The following is a 17,668-nucleotide window of genomic DNA, read 5'->3' on the forward strand; positions in this document are numbered from 1 at the left end:
AAAATGATATAGAAAAGAGTTGTTTTTCGTTTGCGGTTGTTTTTTTGGATAAACAGCTCTTGGTACAAATACACTTGTTTGCTTCATCACTGGAAAAAATGTTTCGAACAAACGGATGAGAGCGAGCAACTACCTGCAAACAAGCAGCTTTCCTTCGCTGCTTCCCCCAACTAACACCTTATAAAAGATATTCCCCCTCACTTGCAACCAAGCCACTTCATTGATAAGAAAATCAGTATGTGCAAAAGGAGAAGCAATGAAAATCACACAAATCCAATGTCCCAGCTGCTTGGGTCAGTTAACCGTTGACTGGGAGACAGGAAAAGCAGTCTGCCAGTATTGCTTAACGAAGTCAGTCCTACATTCGCCGCCAAAACAAACGCAAGAAGCTTCGAATGAACAAGCTCCCGTAGTTTTTCAAGAAGTCAAAGAAGGGTTTTATTCGTTTACCTTTAATGAAGACGAGGTAGCAAATGCCTTGAAAAAATGGCTGATCCAACAGGAATCAGTTCCTGAGGACATTGTCGTTCATCTTGAAGTCAGCGAGGTAAAACGATATTTTATTCCGATTTATGAATTTCAGGTGACCTATACGATGCACTGGGAGGGGGTCTTTGGCTACGATACCCATTCCATTGCTTGGGACGGCTCGCATACGACCACGTGGGAAAAGAAGCGCGGCGACCATCCAGATGAGAAGATCAGGCTCTATCAATGCGGCAGTTCGGAGGTGATCGAGCAAGAAATTCCTCAGAGCTTCGAGGTCAATGATGAAATGAAAAGAAAACCGCACTTTAGTACCGATCAAAAGGAATTTCAACAGCTAGTCTCAGCACATGCTATTCATGTTTTTCCCTTTGATATTGAGCAAGAGCAGGCGCTCTTTGGTTCTGAAAAACAAGCGGAACTGAGAGCCCATGCGAATGCCGTGATTCAGAAGAAAGAATCTGCCGATCATCTAAAAGAGCTGCACCTAGATCTTTCCCTGATCAGCTGTGCTACAGAAAAGCTCTACTTTCCCCTGTATATGGGCACCTTCAAGTACCAAGAGCAATCCTTTGAATTTGCGATCGACGGCAAAGATCCTGACCGAATGAAGCTGCCGATTATCCCACAGTGCCAAGAAACCTTACAAACGGTTGCGAATTTTTCAAAAGCTCGCAAGGTTTTTGGCTGGTCCTCCGTACTCTTTTTTACGTTAGGTGTGCTCCTGCTGTTCTTTGCACTATTCATTTCTGAATGGATCCCTCTAGGAAGAGTGTTCAGAGCTGTCATAGGGGGGATTGTCATGAGTTCCCTGCCAACTGCCGTCTATTGGGTAGTATCGGGGATAGTGTTGCACTTTCTAAAAGAACAGTATCTCAAAACAGTCCAAAAATTTAGAGATGAGCTTAAAAGAGAATTATTAGGTAAGAAAACGGCCGGGGCAGCTTTGTTAGCAAACTACGAGAAGCGTGGGAAGCACCTTGCAAGAATCAGGAAACTTTCTGAATGGCTCGATACACTCGCTTATGTGGTCGTGATCGCTACCCTTATTTGGAACATTCGTCGGTTTTTTTGATAAGCCATCTTGTTGAAAAAAATGATTCATAAAAAAGGAGAAAAAATGAAAATCACACAAATCCAATGCCCCAGTTGCTTAGGGCGTCTAGAAGTTGATTGGGACTCAGGAAAAGCAGTCTGTCAGTATTGCTTGAATGAGCTGTTGATCAAACCAGAACAAAAAAACCAGGAACAAACAAACCAAGTCGTCTCGCTGAAAGAGTTGCCACGCATTCAAGGACCCGTCAAAGAAGGATTTTATCCGTTTGCCTATGATGAAAAGGCATGTGAAGCTGCGTTGAAAAATAAACTAGCCTGGCAAGACACCATCTCGGAAAGTATCTTTTTTGAGCTAGAGATGGTTCATCTAAAACGTGTATTTATCCCGATGTATTATTTTCAAATTGCTTATGATGCGCAAGTGAGAGGGAGCTATGTCCACGAGGAACAGCAGAGGGAGAGTGGGCGCATTACTGCCGACATTTCTTTACATAACAGCGGGAACACAACGGTTTTCAATGAATATTTCCCTACGGATACCCAAAAAGAAGCGGATTACAGTATCAATGGCAAGCTGCCGCTGCATCTTCAAAAAGGAGACGCCTATTGCACGGATATGCAGCAGTTTTCGGCACTTAGCCAAGACGTTCAGGTGCTGCCCTTTGATATTTCCAGAGAAGCAGCACTCTCTGATACCCATCTATTGGAAATCTTTGAAGCAAAAGCCAAAGACCATTTGGTGGGAGCAGAGGTTGCCAATGAGGTTCAACTGACTCTTTTTCCGAAACAATGTGATACGGAAAAACTGTATTTTCCTTATTACATTGGCGAATTCAAGTACGGAAACCAAACCTATTCTTTCGTGGCTGATGGCACCGATGCTGAACGTCTTTTTCCAACCCAGCTTCCTGAATGTGAACAGCTCGTGCAAGTGAAAAAAAGTTTTTCCAAAACCAGTAGTGTCCTATGGCAGTTCTGCTATACCTTTTTTTCATTCGGAATAATTTCAGGGACCCTTTTAAATGTTCTTTTTGGTGGCTTTTTAATGCCTGCTGTTGCCTTTAGTCTGCTCGCTTCAGCGGTTATCTTGCTGATTGCTTGTCTTGCGACTTGGTATTTCTTGCTCGTACCAGAGGTCAAGTTTTTCTCAGAGTACGGCAGATTCAAAGCAGAACTTTCTCAGGCGTTGAGTCAGTCGGATGGATCAACGGCTGCTGTGAAGAAAGCTTTTGAAGCCCGTAGGAAGAAACTCGTCCGAAAGACAGTATTTTACAGCGGTCTGGAAAACATGGCGTATGAATTTGCCTTGATTCTTTTTTTAGCAATCCTGACTTGGTATTTTGATTTTTATGGCTTATCGCTGCTAGTGCTGCTGGTGTTTGTCAGCTGGAATACGATCCGTATCTTTACAACGGATAGCTCCGATACCTGTATCGAAACGAAAGGATAATTCAATGGATATTATTCCGATTCAATGCCCCCGCTGCCTAGGAGAACTAGAAGTCAACTGGGACGCTGGCACGGCGATTTGTCTGTATTGTCGTGGGAAAATGGTCATAAAACAATCTTTCGATCATACCAAAAGCCCGCATGCCAATCCTATGACAGAAAAACAGCTTGCGCTGACGCACCTTGCTGCTTTGTTGAAGAAAATCAGTCAGTCAGCTGATGCCAACCAAACGATGGATCCTCTTCCCCTGGGAAACTCGCCAACGGCTGGGGGTTCAAGTGATCACAAGCAGTCAGAGCAATCGGCAACGAATCAGACGTCTTTGATTCAATGGGCGCCACTCGATCCGGACAACGAGCGACAAACTCGTTTGAATGCTTTTTTGCAAGAGCAATATTTTTTGTTCTATTTCTTTGGAGAAAAACAAGTGTTGCCGCAGCAATTGCAAAGACAAGTCCTTACCAGTTTTCAAGTGCCTGAAACGGAGACGCCTCTGGCACTGCTAACGGCACAGATGACTGGCAAGAAAGCGGATGCGGGTCTACTTTTTGGTGTCGAACGAGTGTATTTGTGCACGTATAAAAGGAAAGAAAAACGAACAGCCAGTTTTTCCTGGAGTACTTGGAAAAATCTTTCCTTTGAGATTCGACATAAAATCTTTGGTAGTATTTTGGTGATTCAAAAGGAATACCGTATTCCTATTCAAACATTGGGCTATGCAACCAAACCTTTTTTACAAGAGTTGCAGAAATTGCTACAAGAGTGGGGGGCTGACTAGTGCTGAGGCGGAGGATCAATGGGCAGTCAAATCAGGAATCAACTGTTTAGTTAGAAAACCAAAAAGAGCGTCGCAAACAGCGGCGCTCTTTTTCACTTCATGTGGTTTCCAACTCAGCGTCGTTGGTTTCTGATAAATACTCGGCTTCATCGTTTAAAAGACTGGCCGTCGTTCGCAGCGTGTCGTAAGAATGCAAAACGGCAGCGAGGCTTTTTTGCGAATCACTGATTTTCATGGTCGTCGAATCGGCACTATCTAACACGACTAAGGCTTGTTGGTTGATGGCTTGCATGGTTGCGGCAATGGTTTGGGTCAACTGCTTGGTCTGTTCAGCTAATTTTTGCATTTCATCCGCAACTACCCGAAAGCCAGCTGCCTGTTCGCCGATCCGTGCCGTTTCGATGGAAGCATTGAAGGAAAGCAATTTGGTTTGTTGTGCAATGCGGTCGATGTCATGCAGCACTGCTGTCACTTGTTGGCTATCCATTTCTAAGGCATGGGTCGTTGCTTGATTTTGATCAGACAGCTGTTTGACTTGTGCCAAGTTCTCTGACAAATGATCGACTTGCTGGTGTCCGTTGGCAGAAAGTCGTGTCAGGGAAGCAGCACTTTCTTGCACTTTTTTGATAGTGACCGCTAAGGCTTGTTCTCTTTGGGTAATGTCAAAAGCGATTTTGACGACGTTGACGACTTCTTGCTGCTCATCGAGGACAGGGAAGTAGATCCCTTCTAAAATCAGTTTTTCTCCTTGTTTGTTTTTCCGAATGATTTTGTCTTGAAACCGTTGCTTTGAGTAAAGCAGTTGATTCCAGAAAGCTTGGTAATCCGTACTGGCAGCATAATGGTCAAAACAAAAGGTCCGATGCGGCAAGCCAATGATTTCTTCTTGGCTATAACCTAGGATATCCGTCATGTTGGCATTGGCGAAAACAACTTCTTTTTGCGGATCAAAGACTATGACAGCGAGTTCTTGAAAAATAGCAGCGAGCAGACGGTTATTTTGTGTTTCATCTAATGTGAATTTCATACGTACTTACCTACGCCTTTCAGTTTTTTGGGAAGTTTACACAGCGAGTGTCTTACAGTTATCGGTGATGAAGGCAAGGCAGTTAAGAGTGCAAAAACCACCTTTTTTGTCGAGCGAAATGCTTGGAAGCAGAAGGAAGCAAGATTCTTTGCATCAGAATGACTTGGTGGTACCCTTAAGGTCAACACGAACGATTTCAAACAAAAGGAGAGAATCGTATGACAGATAGAATTTCGTTGGAAAAAGCAGCCGTTGAATTTAGTGAGGCAAATGCACCGCACCCACGGATCTATGAATTACCGCCAGAAGAAGGGCGCGCACTATTGGAACAAGTCCAAGAGTCACCCGTCAATAAATTGGCGGTTGAGATAGAAGATCAGACCGTAGATACAGGCGAATGGGGGACCATCAATGTTCGTTTTGTTCGTCCTGAAGGAAATCATGCGATTCTCCCTGTCATTTATTATCTCCATGGCGCGGGCTGGGTCTTCGGTAGTGCCGCGACTCATGATAAATTGATCCGTGAATTGGCGGTACGAACCAACTCGATCGTCATTTTTCCTGAATATAGTCGTTCACCAGAAGCAAAATACCCAACGGCGATCGAACAAAATTATGCGGTCTTGCAGCAATTACCGGGATTTGTCGATGTCAAAGGCTTAGACCTTAGCCGTTTGACCGTGGCTGGCGATTCCGTAGGTGGGAATATGGCGACCGTTATGACCTTGTTAACGAAAGCCCGTGGCGGCATTCCGATCGCACAGCAATTATTGTTCTATCCTGTGACAGATGCCCGCTTTGATACGCCTTCGTATGAAGCATTCGGTGAAAATTATTTTCTGACCAAAGAAGGCATGCAATGGTTCTGGGATCAATACACGACGGATGAAACACAGCGGGATCAAATGACCGCTTCTCCACTACGCGCGACCAAAGAGGAGTTAGCCGATCTGCCGCCAGCGTTGATCATTACAGGCGAAGCAGATGTCTTGCGGGATGAAGGGGAAGCCTATGCGCAGCATTTACGAGCAGCTGGCGTGGAAGTCACCCAAGCACGGATGCAAGGGATCATCCATGATTTTGTGATGGTCAATGCGATGGATCAGACCCAAGCCGCACGAGCGGCCATGACACTGGCTGTCGGTTGGCTGACGGAAAAAAATGTCCCTGCAGAATAAGAAACCGACGAAAGCAGATTCTTTTTAAGCGGTGTTCTGATACAGAAAAGGATGTATGGAGTGGAGCGATCCACTCCTTTTTTTGTCGGAAAAATTGAAAGACGTACACCTGCAGTCTGAAGCAGATGCAAACGCTCTCTAAAAAAACTCGCTTTTATAATACAGATTATAATAAGTGTTTTTCGTTGATAAATAAATAAAAAGTGCTATTATATGTATTGTGATTAATACAGTTTTTGAAAAGAGGTAATACAGTGAGTGCAAAAGGATCAGAAATCATTGTTGAAAGTTTAGAAAACCATCGGGTGCCTTATATCTTTGGGATTCCCGGTGCAAAAATCGATGGCGTGTTTGATGTGTTGAGTGATCGAGGACCAGAGTTGATCTTGGCACGACATGAACAAAACGCGGCCTTTATGGCACAAGCAATCGGTCGCCTGACAGGAGAGCCAGGAGTCGTCATTGCAACAAGCGGACCAGGAGCCAGTAATTTAGCAACTGGGTTGGTCACGGCAACTGTCGAAGGTGATCCCGTCTTGGCACTAGCAGGCCAAGTGAAGCGTTCTGACCTTTCAAAATTGACCCACCAAAGCATGAATAACGCGGCGTTGTTTGCGCCGATCACGAAATTCAGCAGTGAAGTCCAAGATCCTGAAACCCTTTCTGAAAGTATTGCCAACGCCTTTCGCATCGCAAAAACAGCGAAAAAAGGGGCGAGCTTTTTATCCATTCCTCAAGATGTGACAGATGGAACCGTTCAAGGGGTAGCGATCAAACCACTATCTTCGCCTAAATTAGGCAGTGCCGATGCAGAAGATATCCAGGCACTCGTCGATCGGATCAAAGAAGCCAAACTGCCTGTCTTACTCTTAGGGATGCGGGCTTCAGGCGTGAAAGAAACACAAGCGATTCGTCAGTTAGTTGCAAAAACTGGGTTGCCCGTCGTAGAGACCTTCCAAGGCGCTGGGATCATTTCTCGTGAATTAGAAGAGCATTTCTTTGGCCGCGTCGGCTTATTCCGCAATCAGCCGGGTGATATGCTGTTGAAACGCAGCGACTTAGTGATTGCTGTAGGGTACGACCCGATCGAATACGAAGCTCGCAACTGGAATGCGGAAAAAGATGCCCGCGTGATCGTCATCGATGAAGTACCGATGGAGATCGATCCATTTATGCAGCCAGAAGTTGAACTGATGGGCAGTATCGCGAAAATTATTGAACAACTATCAAAAGCCATCGATCAGTATCACTTGACCGAAGACGCTCAAAACTATTTAACGACGCTGCAAACCAAACTCAATGAAAAACTAGCGGATGTCGAAGGCAGCAACAATACCTTGCATCCCCTGGAAATCATTGATGCTTTGCAACAAGAAGTGACCGACGATATGACGGTAACGGTGGATGTCGGCAGCCACTACATTTGGATGGCCCGTCATTTCCGTAGTTATGAGCCACGGCATCTGCTCTTTAGTAATGGCATGCAGACCTTAGGGGTCGCTTTGCCATGGGCGATTGCTGCAGCGCTCGTGCGACCAAATACTCAAGTGATCTCTGTATCTGGCGATGGCGGTTTCTTGTTTTCTGCCCAAGAGTTAGAAACAGCTGTCCGTTTGAAACAAAACATCATTCACTTGATTTGGAATGACGGTACCTACAATATGGTGAAATTCCAAGAAGAAATGAAATATGATCGTGCTTCTGGGGTTGATTTTGGACCCGTTGATTTCGTAAAATATGCCGAAGCATTTGGTGCCAAAGGTTTACGGGCAACCACTAAACAAGAATTGATGGCAGCCATCGAAGAAGGCTTTGCAACGAATGGTCCAGTGATCATTGATATCCCTGTGGATTATTCAGATAATGCCGATCTGGGCAAAACGATCCTACCTGATCAATTTTATTAAGACCAAAGGAGCAGCAAGATGAAAGTGAAAAACAAAAGTTATTTATATCAGCATGGCACCCTAGGTGGGTTGATGCAGGATTTAATGGATGGCACGGAGCAAATCGGCAAAATGCTTGAATATGGCGATTTTGGGATCGGTACATTGGCTGGCTCCAATGGTGAAGTGATTATTTTAGATGGTGAAATCTACCATGTAGACGAGTCGGGCAAGGTGCGAGTGCTCCAAGGCAATGAAGGAACCCCCTATGCGGCAGTCGTTGATTTTTCTGCGGCGAAGCACCTGCAGGTTAGCCAAGAAATGACCGATGAAGAAGTGAAAAACCACGTCCTGACCGAAGTCAGCCCGAATTTGTTTTCCGCTGTCAAAATCCATGGGGTATTTACCAAGATGCACGTCCGCGTTGCCCCAAAGCAAGAAAAACCATATCCAAAATTCATTGAGATCATCCAGCATCAGCCCGAATTTCAGACAGAAAATATCAGCGGAACGATCGTCGGATTCTTTACCCCGCTGTTGTTCCACGGCGCTGCGGCTGCTGGTTTCCACCTGCATTTTATTAGTGATGATCGGACATTTGCTGGCCATGTCTTAGACTTTGAAGTGGCAGCTGGTGAAGTCGAATTGATGGAACTAGCCGAATTTCGTCAGCATTTTCCTATCGACAATCAAGACTACTTGCAGCGGGAGATCGATGTCGCAAAAATCGCCAAAGATATTGAAGCTGCCGAATAAGCAGCAGGCAGCAAAAATAATTGATCGCCAGTAGAGTGGTCTTGAATCGAATGGAACGCAAAAAAGCAGTGAAGCCAACGCTTCGCTGCTTTTTTTGTGCTTCTTTCTATTCGGATGGTTGGTATCGTCATGTATTATCAAGTACAACTAATCGCAAAATCCTTGGATTGATCCGATTCAAGAGATGATTCCAATCGGTAGCATCAGGTATCGATTTTAATAAGACGCTTTCGACATCCAGCAAATACTCCGTCGCATATTCAGGGTAGTTGGTGATCAGCAAGTTGATATTTTTTTCCTTTAAGTACTCATGGGAAAGTTCGTTTGAATCAGGGTAGTACATTTCATGATAAAACCCTAGATATTTTCGGATAATGCTTTCGGCATGCTCGCAAACATATTCATTGCCTTCAAAAATAACGGCAATGATTCGCGGCTTGCCCCAATTTTCTTCAATAATTGCTTCCATATGGAACGTGAGGCTTGTACAAAAATCATCCAAATGATCGAGAGAATAGAGATTTTTTACAAGCGGGTGGGAAAGGAGAAACTGACGATTTTTCGCAAATTCTGCGGCAAACTTTTCTTGGACAAAGTCATTGAGGTCGTCAATATTGATATTCATCGTTGGCGATAACAATTCACGGAGTTTGACAACGATGAAAAAAGATTCTAGCCAAAGCAAGTCTTTTTGTTCATCCAAACTATGCCCACGATTTTGTGCGTAAAAATCTGCAGTGATCTGTTTGATCTCTGGCCATTGGTTGTAATTGGGGCAAAACGCTTCGCTGGCTGCTAGGTCGGTGTTGATTTTGCGGCGACAAATGATACACGTCAAAAGGTAGACGGCTTCTTCTTGAGGGAATTCATAATGAAAATAACGCCGAATAATGGTTTTTAGCGCCTCATAATCAAACAGCAGATCATTTTTTTTGATCAGCTCCTTGAGTTGAGGGGAGGGGGCAGCAAGTAAACCACGTTTGCTGCGCTCTACGCTAATATAAAGGATATAAGCAAAATAAGAAAACGAAGAGCTCTGTAAGGCCTTCGTTTCCAAAAGATCAGTGATTTCCATCACCGCATCTTGGACATGGATCGAAGGGAATAGCGTGTGGACATTAATGTCAGATTCGTAGTAAAAAAGACAGAAAAATTTCCGGATATCGATCTCAGAACCTGCCAAAGAGACGGGGTCAGTTTTGATTTTTAAACCGAAAGGGGATAAAAAAGGCTGTATTTTTCGGAAATAGCTGATCAGTGCTTGTTCAGAAATATTAAGCGTTAAGCTCCAATCAAGGAGTGACTGCTGCTCATTATAAAAAATACTCTCTAAAATTTGGAAAATCGGTTCATCATTTACTAACTCTTGCTTTTGCTTTCGATACCTATCCTGATCGATTACTTCAAAAAGGTACCCGATTTTTGCTGTATGGATCGCAATCGCCCCTTTAAAGTGCTCTCGCAGGCTAGCGATGTCAGTAATCAACGTACGGGTACTGCTTTCGGTCACTTCAGCAAGTTCTCCCAATGTACGGGTGGGACTTTTCTCAAATTCATTTAACAATTGCAGCCAGCGAATCAACGTGCGGTTTCGCATGAATTTTAATTGAAATGTTTTCATGTCAGCCTCCAACAAAATAAGTTTCAATAATTATAGCATAATCATTTGCACAGATAATGAAACCTTCAACTGTTCGGCGTTTTTAGTCATAGTCCCTTGAAGACTCTGACTGCCAGCAGAAAATTTCTAAGAATATCAATTCTTCAGAGTAAGTATAGCAAGGACCTGAGAAACCAATTGCCAAAAATCATACATAAACTTGAGAAAAATGAAGCATGAATAGAAAGGGTCCCAACGCTCGATAAAAAGCCAATGGAGCAAGAAGAGACAATTGAAACACTGTTGTTCAACGGGCAGCCGCCTATTTGAACAACAGTGTTTTTTTCTGATGACGCCAGAGGATCTTAGGCAACAGAAAAAAACTGCTGAAGCCGAGGATCGACAATGCGTTGGATGCAAAACCTGATCTTTTACCAGTAGACCCATTCTCCAAAAGCTCGTTCTCTTTTGCTAGGGCGGGAGTCATTTGCTTGAGTCGAAAAAACGAAGCGTAGTATAATAAAAGAGAATTGATATTTATTTACTAATTGGATGGCAAGATGTTTTTTCAATAGAGGTTGTTAAGAGGAAAAAGAAAGAGAAAGGATTTCGCCTATGAAGCATTCGCAAAAAGGGGTAGCGCTTCTTTTGGTTTGCGGACAACTTTTAGCTGGTGTGCCAGTTTCAGCTGCGGTTGTTGCATCAGAAAGTACGACCGTTACCCAAACATCAGAAACAGCTGCACAAGCAAGTGACAGCAGCACAGCAGGGACGATCGAAGAAACCGCTCCAGCAGTGGAAGGACAAGTGCCCGATTCTGAGCAAGGATCGGTACCTGTAGAAAGTGTACCAGAAGGATCTGAGACAGCGCCGGAGGGAACAGAGCAAACCGAAGAACCAACCCCAGTTCCCCAACCGACCCCAGAGCCCGAACCAGAACCAGAGCTACCGAGTAAGCCAGAGCCTTCTCAGCCAGAAGAACCAACGCCAGCACCGAAACCAGAAAAACCAACACAGCCTGAAGCACCCAAACCTGAGACGCAGCCAGAGAAGCCCCAACCGTCAAAACCTGTAGAAACGAAGCCGACACCAGAAGCAAACAGTGATGCAAGTCAAGAAACACCTGCGGCTGTGTCACCGATCATGCCACCAAGTACCCAAGCACCGAGCGCGCCAAGTCAATCCGATCCGACACCGCAGCAAGGTAGCGAAACGACCTTGACGGTCACACCAGTAAAAGAAGTGTGGGATTTTATCCAAGAAATTGGTGAAGATGCCCGAGAAATCGGCTTGAAAAATGATTTGTACGCTTCTGTCATGATTGCACAGGCTATTTTAGAGTCAGGTGGCGGGCAAAGCAGACTGAGTCAGGCGCCGTACTTCAATCTCTTTGGTATCAAAGGAACCTATCAAGGACAGGGTGTCGCTTTTCGGACACAAGAAGATGATGGTACGGGAAATCACTATACGATCACGGCAACGTTCCGCCAATATACTGGCTACAAAGAGTCATTGCTGGACTATGCACACTTGTTGAAAGAGGGGGTCGGGCAGCAGTCTGATTTTTATAAAGGCGTATGGAAATCAGAAGCGGCTTCTTATCAAGAGGCTGCCCGTTATTTGACTGGTCGGTATGCCACAGATACGACGTATGATCAAAAGCTGACAGCTTTGATCGAAGCCTATGCGTTGACCCGTTATGATCAGAAAAAACCTGATGTGGCCGCAAGTGAGACGTATCTTTTTCCTGTTGAAAAAGCCGTTGTCACTTCTACTTTTGGCCCACGTTGGGGAAGCTTTCATCGGGGCGTTGACTTTGCTGCAGCGTTTGGGACCCCAATCCTGGCGAGTCAATCTGGAACGGTCATCCGTTCAGAGGTTCATCCTTCTTGGGGGAATTATGTAGCGATTCTCCATGAGGACGGGATGACGACACTCTATGCCCACAATCAACAGAACCTTGTGAAGGTTGGTCAACAAGTGGAACAAGGAGAAACGATTGCCCTCATGGGTAGTACGGGCAATAGCACAGGCGCACACCTGCACTTTGAAGTCAGTGCATCACCTAGCTTGAGCCAAGCGCAATTGGTCGATCCAATCGCTTTTTTAACAAAATAAGAATAGTCAAAAAAGAGAGTATCAGAGATGCTTTCTTTTTTTTGTTTCTTTCTAGTCATTTTTTTCGAGAGCAACGATTTTAATTTTTTTTTCATGAAAACCGAAAAAATGTTTAAAAAAATCGTGCATAGATTCTTTATAATTTTCACATAACCGCAACTGTTGCTAATCCATAAACTGGCGTGAGCAGATCGGTCAGCAAGCAGCACAAATGGTCGATTCGCATGCTCTTGGTGACGAGCGGAGAAGCAAAATCGTTACAGTTGTTACACCTACGAATAAAAATTTGCTAACGAAGTAGGGGAGCGAATAATCAGGAAGTGCATCAATTATAAGTCTAATCCTTTTTTCTATCAGTGTTGATCGTTGAAAAGAACTAACAAGAAATGATTAACCATAAAAAAGTAGAAGAGATAAATGAGCTGCTCTTTTTTCTGACAAACGAAAAGAACGTCGTAAACAGTGATGCATAAAATAGAAAAAGAGGGGAACATTTTATGAGAATAAATAAAACGGATTTTGAGACAGTGATGGCTAATAGTGAATTTTTAGACTATTACTGTCAATTATTTGAACGAAATGATGAACGATCCGTCACGGATACGCAATTAGAAAAATTGTACTATTTGATTCAAAAACAGGTGGCACTAACGATTCAACAGACTGCACGCTATTCTTTTTTTACTCAAACATACAAGCTGCCGCAAACACTCGCAAAGGATTACCAACTGCTAGCGGAGTGTACTGAGCGGCTTTCAAAAATAGAAATGGATCAGTTGATACCCAAACAATTTATTGAACAGGACTTTAACGTGCAGGTGAAAAAAACAAGTCAAGAATCTCAATATGAGCAGCTTTTAAACATCATGTCAGACACATTTAGACAAATAAAGAAAACATAGTCGATTTTTCACGCAGCAGCTTTTTCAAGCATGAAGCAAGATGCGTATCAGCCCTAGGTGGTCTCTGAGGAAAGCAAAAGCGAAATCCTTGCACTATTTTCAATAGCCGATAAAATAATTGTTATACAACAGTAGTCTGGAAACAACGCTTTTTTTCATCAGGCTATGAAAAAACCGATTTTTTATGTAGGATGAAAACCGATATAATGAGACTGCTTAGGCGCCTTTCATGCGTAATTTAGCCGCAAAAAAGAAATTTTTTAGTAAGGAGCTTATGTTTGAAAAATTTTCAATTGAGTTTTGTCACAAGCAAATCGACCGTCCGATGGCTGCAGATTCTAAGTGAATTTGAAAAAAATGAAATTTGCAGTGCCAGTCAATTGGCTGAAGTAACAACTAGTACCACCAGGACGATTGGCAAAGACATCAGTCAGATCAACGAGTATTTCTGTGGGCTGATCCTGATCACTTCCACCAATCAAGGCTATTCGTTTGAACTATTTGATTATTCACAGTATGAAAAGAAAAAAGCCTCGCTTTTAGCGAATGAACCGCTCTTTATTTTATTGGAAAATATTTTTATTGGAGAGTTAAAGACGATCGATGAGTGGGCGGACTGCTTGTTTTTATCTAAGAGTACCTTATCGAAGTACTTGCAGCGCATTCATGAACAACTGGCACGTTTTGATCTCCAGCTAGCATTAGATCCTGTGAATATCGTTGGGGAAGAAGCAGATATCCGCAATTTCTTCTGTACCTTTTTTTATGAAACGGACAGCACCCCCCACACTGTATTTCCGCCAGCTGCGGTCCAGCAGGCAGTAACGGAAATCGGCAGGATGTTTGACAAAAATAGTTACCACACCGTTTCGTTTTCACAATACACGTATCTGCTCTATATTTCGCTTGAGCGATTTATGCAAGGTAAGACTGTGCAAATCAACGCCGAATTGTACCACACCTTGCGACACAGTATTCAGCTGATGCATTTTCAACGAATCAATGAGGTCATTGAAAAGTACTTTCAATGTCGATTGACGAACGATGAACTTATCTTCTTGTTTGTTAGTATTATCACAAAGAAAAAACTGCAAAATGTGATCGTCGAACAAAAGTTTTGTCTTTCGTATAATCATTGGACAGAGATCCGCACGTTGACCAACGATTTTTATCAGATGCTGAATGTATCGTCGAAAAAGCCCAAAGAGGATGAGATTCTGATTGAATCCTTTTTTACCTCTGCCAAATTGAAGGAGTGCCTATCCACGTCTGCCAATCGCAATATCTATGATGTGAATGCGTTTATTAAGAAAACCTTTCCTAAGGAGTTTGCTGCTTACCGAGAGTTTTTAGAAAATAGTCGCGAGTACCACAACCTTTATTCTGAAGAGTATCTGACGGATTTTTGTGCAAACTTAGTGATTTATATCGAGTCTGTTCGAGAACGTCATTGGTTTCCCCGAAAAAATATCGCCTTTATCTTCGAAGGAAATAACAATATCGTTCAGTACATTGAAGGCTGGTCTAACCGCTATTTTAGCCGATCTCATCAAGTCTTTTATCCTGACTCAGGGGAAGTCAATGCTCAGTATTTGGAACAAAACACCATCGATCTGCTAGTGACGAACTATGCCGAGCATGCGACCGAATTTCGAGATATCGTAGAATGCATCGTCTTCAAAACGATCCCTTCTTCTTCTGACTGGAATCGATTGCTTGAACGGATCAATCCTAACGTCACCCGCCAATTTGCCTTAAAAGACCTCTTCTAGTTTCCCATTATGTTTTGACCTAAAGAGCTGCTAGAAAGGGCCTTTTACATGAAAAGAAAGCATTTTTCCTTCACCGCTTAAACAGTGAAAAGGAAAGATGCTTTCTTTTTTAATGGCTTGACTCTCCGCAGCTGTGCAGGAGTGTGGGGAGGGGAAGTGGGGAGTGCATCAGGTACGGATGCAAGCCTTTGGAACCAGCGGTTTTCAATTCAATCGGTCGATGTGGGCGAACTCATTGAGCTTCACTTAAGTAAATCAAACTCCAAGGCGCCTTTTGGTTTAGCTGAAGACCGGTCAATTCCCGATAGAAACAGGTTTTGTCTTTGACCGTCAGCTGAATGATCTCTTCTTCCGCATACTCGTTTAAAGAAGAAATTTTTAAAACATAAAGTTCTTTTAGTATTTGCAGCTGTGCGTCGATATCTAATAGCAACGACATTTTTTCGAAAAAAGTACCCTCGTCTTGTTCATAGACCGCCAAAAATCGTTGGCGCAAAGAGAGATAAAAATTAAAGATTTTCGGATGGGTATAAGAACAGGGCGAGTGGATAAATTCTTCGTCAAAAAAGTTTAAATATTCTTCGGCTGATTGGATCGTTTTTAAGTTCATATCAATACTCCTTATAAGTGTTAGGAAAAAGCGACAATACGTGTCATTATCAAAAACAGTCACTGTTAAGCAATGTCTTACTGAGAAGGTCCGTTTGTTTTTTTAAAAGGATTGGGGGAAGGACTTTCGCTATATTCAATGTACAGGATATTCCAAATTGGCTCAAACGCGTTTTTTCGTAACCATACGAAGAATTGTTTTTCGCTGGTATTAACGTCAAAAATGTTCAAATATTCTGATAATTTTTGTTATAAAAAGAATATTTCCGAATTGGGCGAAATTGCTGGGTTTCCATTTTTTGCCAGCAGGTTGTTTTTTCATTTGCTGAAATCATGGTCGCAGACAAAGCTGCATCAGTTGACCAATAGGCTCATCCCCGTCATTTTTTCAAAGGTGTGATACTATAGAATTATCTAGAAAAACGATCCTTTGATTCAAGCTGCCAATGCCAAAACAGTGCCAAGACACGCAGTTGCAGTGAGACGCAACCGTCTGTTTTGACGAGAAGGTTTGGCTAAATAGGGTCGTTCATTAAAGCAAACGAGGAGCAATTCAATGAAAGAGAAAAAAACAGTTGTAGTGATCGGCGGCGGACTTGGTGGTCTATCAGCGGCGGTCTCATTAGCCCAAAATGGCTTTGATGTATCATTATATGAAAAAAATCACCACTTAGGCGGCAAGTTGAACCGACTGGAAACAAACGGCTTCGGCTTTGACTTAGGTCCTTCGATTTTGACGATGCCGCAGATTTTCGAAAAATTATTTACTGGCAGCAATCGCGATATGGCGGATTATGTTGCGATTCGCCGATTGCCATTGGAATGGCGCTCCTTTTTTCCTGACGGCACCAAGATCGATCTCTATGGCGATCTTGCACGTATGGCAAAGGAAAACCCGCACTTGTCGGAAAAAGACATGGCCGAGTACCAAGACTTTTTGGACTATGCGCAAAAGATTTATGCAATCACAGAAAAAGGCTATTTTGAGAAAGGCTTAGATACCACGAAAGAAATCTTGAAGTATCATGGCGTTATCAAAGCGCTGAAAGGCTTTGATTATTTCTCTTCGATGCATGATGCCATTCAAAAACGTGTCAGCAATCCGCAGCTGCAAGACATGCTGAGCTATTTTATCAAGTATGTCGGCTCATCTCCTTATGACGCTCCAGCCGTCTTGAACATGATGATCTATATGCAGCATGCCCAAGGTGTCTGGTACGTGCCAGGCGGGATGCACCGTTTAGCCGAAGGCATCGTTCGCTTAGCAAAAGAGATCGGTGTGACCTTCTACACGGGACACAAAGTGGAAAAATTGATCGTTGAACAGGAACAGATCCGTGCCGCTCGTTTGGATGATGGCACGTTGATCGAAGCCGACTATTTTGTTTCCAACATGGAAGTGATCCCGGCCTATGAAGAGCTGTTAGAAGAAGCGCCGACCTTTACTCAAAGACTGGAAGAAAAATTTGAACCAGCAAGTTCGGGTTTTGTCTTGCACTTAGGGGTCAAAACCTCCTATCCGCAATTGGCGCATCATAACTTTTTCTTTTCAAATGCCTCAAAAGAAAACTTTGATCAAAATTTCCATCAGCATCAGCTGCCAGAAGATCCAACAATCTATTTGGTCAATGCCAACAAAACCGATCCTTCGCAAACAGTGGCAGGGCATGAGAACATCAAAATCTTGCCTCATATCCCTTATTTGCAGGATAAGCCCTTTACGGAAGCGGAATACGATGCCTTTCGTGAACGGATCTTGATCAAGCTGGAAAACATGGGCTTAACGGATCTACGTAAGCACATCGTGTATGAAGACCGCTGGACACCCGAAGACATCCAAAAGAATTATTTGTCACATCGTGGCGCCATCTACGGCACGGTCTCTAACCGCAAGAAAAATCATGGCTTTAAACACCCGAAACACAGCGAACGCTACGACAATCTATACTTCGTTGGCGGTACGGTCAATCCAGGTGCCGGCATGCCGATGGTGACCCTCAGTGGCCAGCAAGTCAGTGAGATGATCACCAAAAGAGAACACTAAGACAAG

At 43.5% G+C, this 17,668-nt stretch carries 13 protein-coding genes; 10 read left to right on the top strand and 3 right to left on the bottom strand.

The genetic code is table 11. The features are described from left to right. The first annotated feature begins 256 nt into the window (after positions 1–256). From IGI96_RS08355 to IGI96_RS08365, 3 genes are read left to right on the top strand one after another with little or no spacing between them, the layout of a single operon-like run. Complete coding sequence (locus tag IGI96_RS08355; protein WP_086338910.1) at positions 257–1,561, top strand: hypothetical protein; 1,305 nt, start codon at positions 257–259, stop codon at positions 1,559–1,561. A 45-nt stretch (positions 1,562–1,606) separates the two neighbouring features. Beyond that, on the top strand, positions 1,607–2,992 hold the full coding sequence (locus IGI96_RS08360; RefSeq protein ID WP_086338911.1) for a hypothetical protein: 1,386 nt from the start codon (positions 1,607–1,609) through the stop codon (positions 2,990–2,992). A 4-nt stretch (positions 2,993–2,996) separates the two neighbouring features. Next, positions 2,997–3,770 carry a hypothetical protein gene (locus IGI96_RS08365; RefSeq protein WP_438785003.1) on the top strand — a complete coding sequence of 258 codons (774 nt, stop codon included), beginning with the start codon at positions 2,997–2,999 and terminating at the stop codon, positions 3,768–3,770. Between the two features lie 97 nt (positions 3,771–3,867). Here the strand turns inward: IGI96_RS08365 and IGI96_RS08370 are convergent, their stop codons facing one another. After that, positions 3,868–4,797, bottom strand: a complete 930-nt coding sequence (locus IGI96_RS08370) for a methyl-accepting chemotaxis protein (protein ID WP_086338913.1) — start codon at positions 4,795–4,797, stop codon at positions 3,868–3,870. Positions 4,798–5,015: 218 nt separating this feature from the next. Here IGI96_RS08370 and IGI96_RS08375 point away from each other — a divergent pair, with 218 nt between their 5' ends. From IGI96_RS08375 to budA, 3 genes are all read left to right on the top strand, one after another. Beyond that, on the top strand, positions 5,016–5,975 hold the full coding sequence (locus IGI96_RS08375; protein WP_015508776.1) for an alpha/beta hydrolase: 960 nt from the start codon (positions 5,016–5,018) through the stop codon (positions 5,973–5,975). Positions 5,976–6,229: 254 nt separating this feature from the next. Next, complete coding sequence (gene alsS, locus IGI96_RS08380) at positions 6,230–7,882, top strand: acetolactate synthase AlsS (protein ID WP_438785004.1); 1,653 nt, start codon at positions 6,230–6,232, stop codon at positions 7,880–7,882. An 18-nt stretch (positions 7,883–7,900) separates the two neighbouring features. Further along, positions 7,901–8,617: an acetolactate decarboxylase gene (gene budA, locus IGI96_RS08385; protein WP_010748584.1), complete on the top strand. Its 717-nt coding sequence runs from the start codon at positions 7,901–7,903 to the stop codon at positions 8,615–8,617. Positions 8,618–8,744: 127 nt separating this feature from the next. Here the strand turns inward: budA and IGI96_RS08390 are convergent, their stop codons facing one another. Next, positions 8,745–10,238, bottom strand: coding sequence for a helix-turn-helix domain-containing protein (locus IGI96_RS08390; RefSeq protein ID WP_438785005.1), 1,494 nt, complete (start codon positions 10,236–10,238; stop codon positions 8,745–8,747). A gap of 594 nt (positions 10,239–10,832) precedes the next feature. Here IGI96_RS08390 and IGI96_RS08395 point away from each other — a divergent pair. From IGI96_RS08395 to IGI96_RS08405, 3 genes are all read left to right on the top strand, one after another. Continuing rightward, on the top strand, positions 10,833–12,335 hold the full coding sequence (locus tag IGI96_RS08395; protein WP_438785006.1) for a peptidoglycan DD-metalloendopeptidase family protein: 1,503 nt from the start codon (positions 10,833–10,835) through the stop codon (positions 12,333–12,335). Positions 12,336–12,832: 497 nt separating this feature from the next. Continuing rightward, positions 12,833–13,237, top strand: a complete 405-nt coding sequence (locus IGI96_RS08400; protein WP_005226727.1) for a hypothetical protein — start codon at positions 12,833–12,835, stop codon at positions 13,235–13,237. Between the two features lie 278 nt (positions 13,238–13,515). Beyond that, positions 13,516–15,009 (top strand): helix-turn-helix domain-containing protein, encoded by a 1,494-nt coding sequence (locus IGI96_RS08405; protein WP_176324011.1) that lies wholly within the window; start codon positions 13,516–13,518, stop codon positions 15,007–15,009. 232 nt (positions 15,010–15,241) lie between these two features. On the opposite strand, the gene IGI96_RS08410 is transcribed toward IGI96_RS08405, so the two are convergent. Then, positions 15,242–15,619 carry a DUF7006 family protein gene (locus tag IGI96_RS08410; protein ID WP_086338917.1) on the bottom strand — a complete coding sequence of 126 codons (378 nt, stop codon included), beginning with the start codon at positions 15,617–15,619 and terminating at the stop codon, positions 15,242–15,244. 555 nt (positions 15,620–16,174) lie between these two features. On the opposite strand from IGI96_RS08410, the gene IGI96_RS08415 reads away from it, so the two are divergent. Further along, positions 16,175–17,662: a phytoene desaturase family protein gene (locus IGI96_RS08415; protein ID WP_086338919.1), complete on the top strand. Its 1,488-nt coding sequence runs from the start codon at positions 16,175–16,177 to the stop codon at positions 17,660–17,662. The last annotated feature ends 6 nt before the right edge of the window (positions 17,663–17,668 follow it).

The sequence above is a fragment of the Enterococcus sp. DIV0421 genome (assembly GCF_051713745.1).
Taxonomy (GTDB): domain Bacteria; phylum Bacillota; class Bacilli; order Lactobacillales; family Enterococcaceae; genus Enterococcus_D; species Enterococcus_D casseliflavus.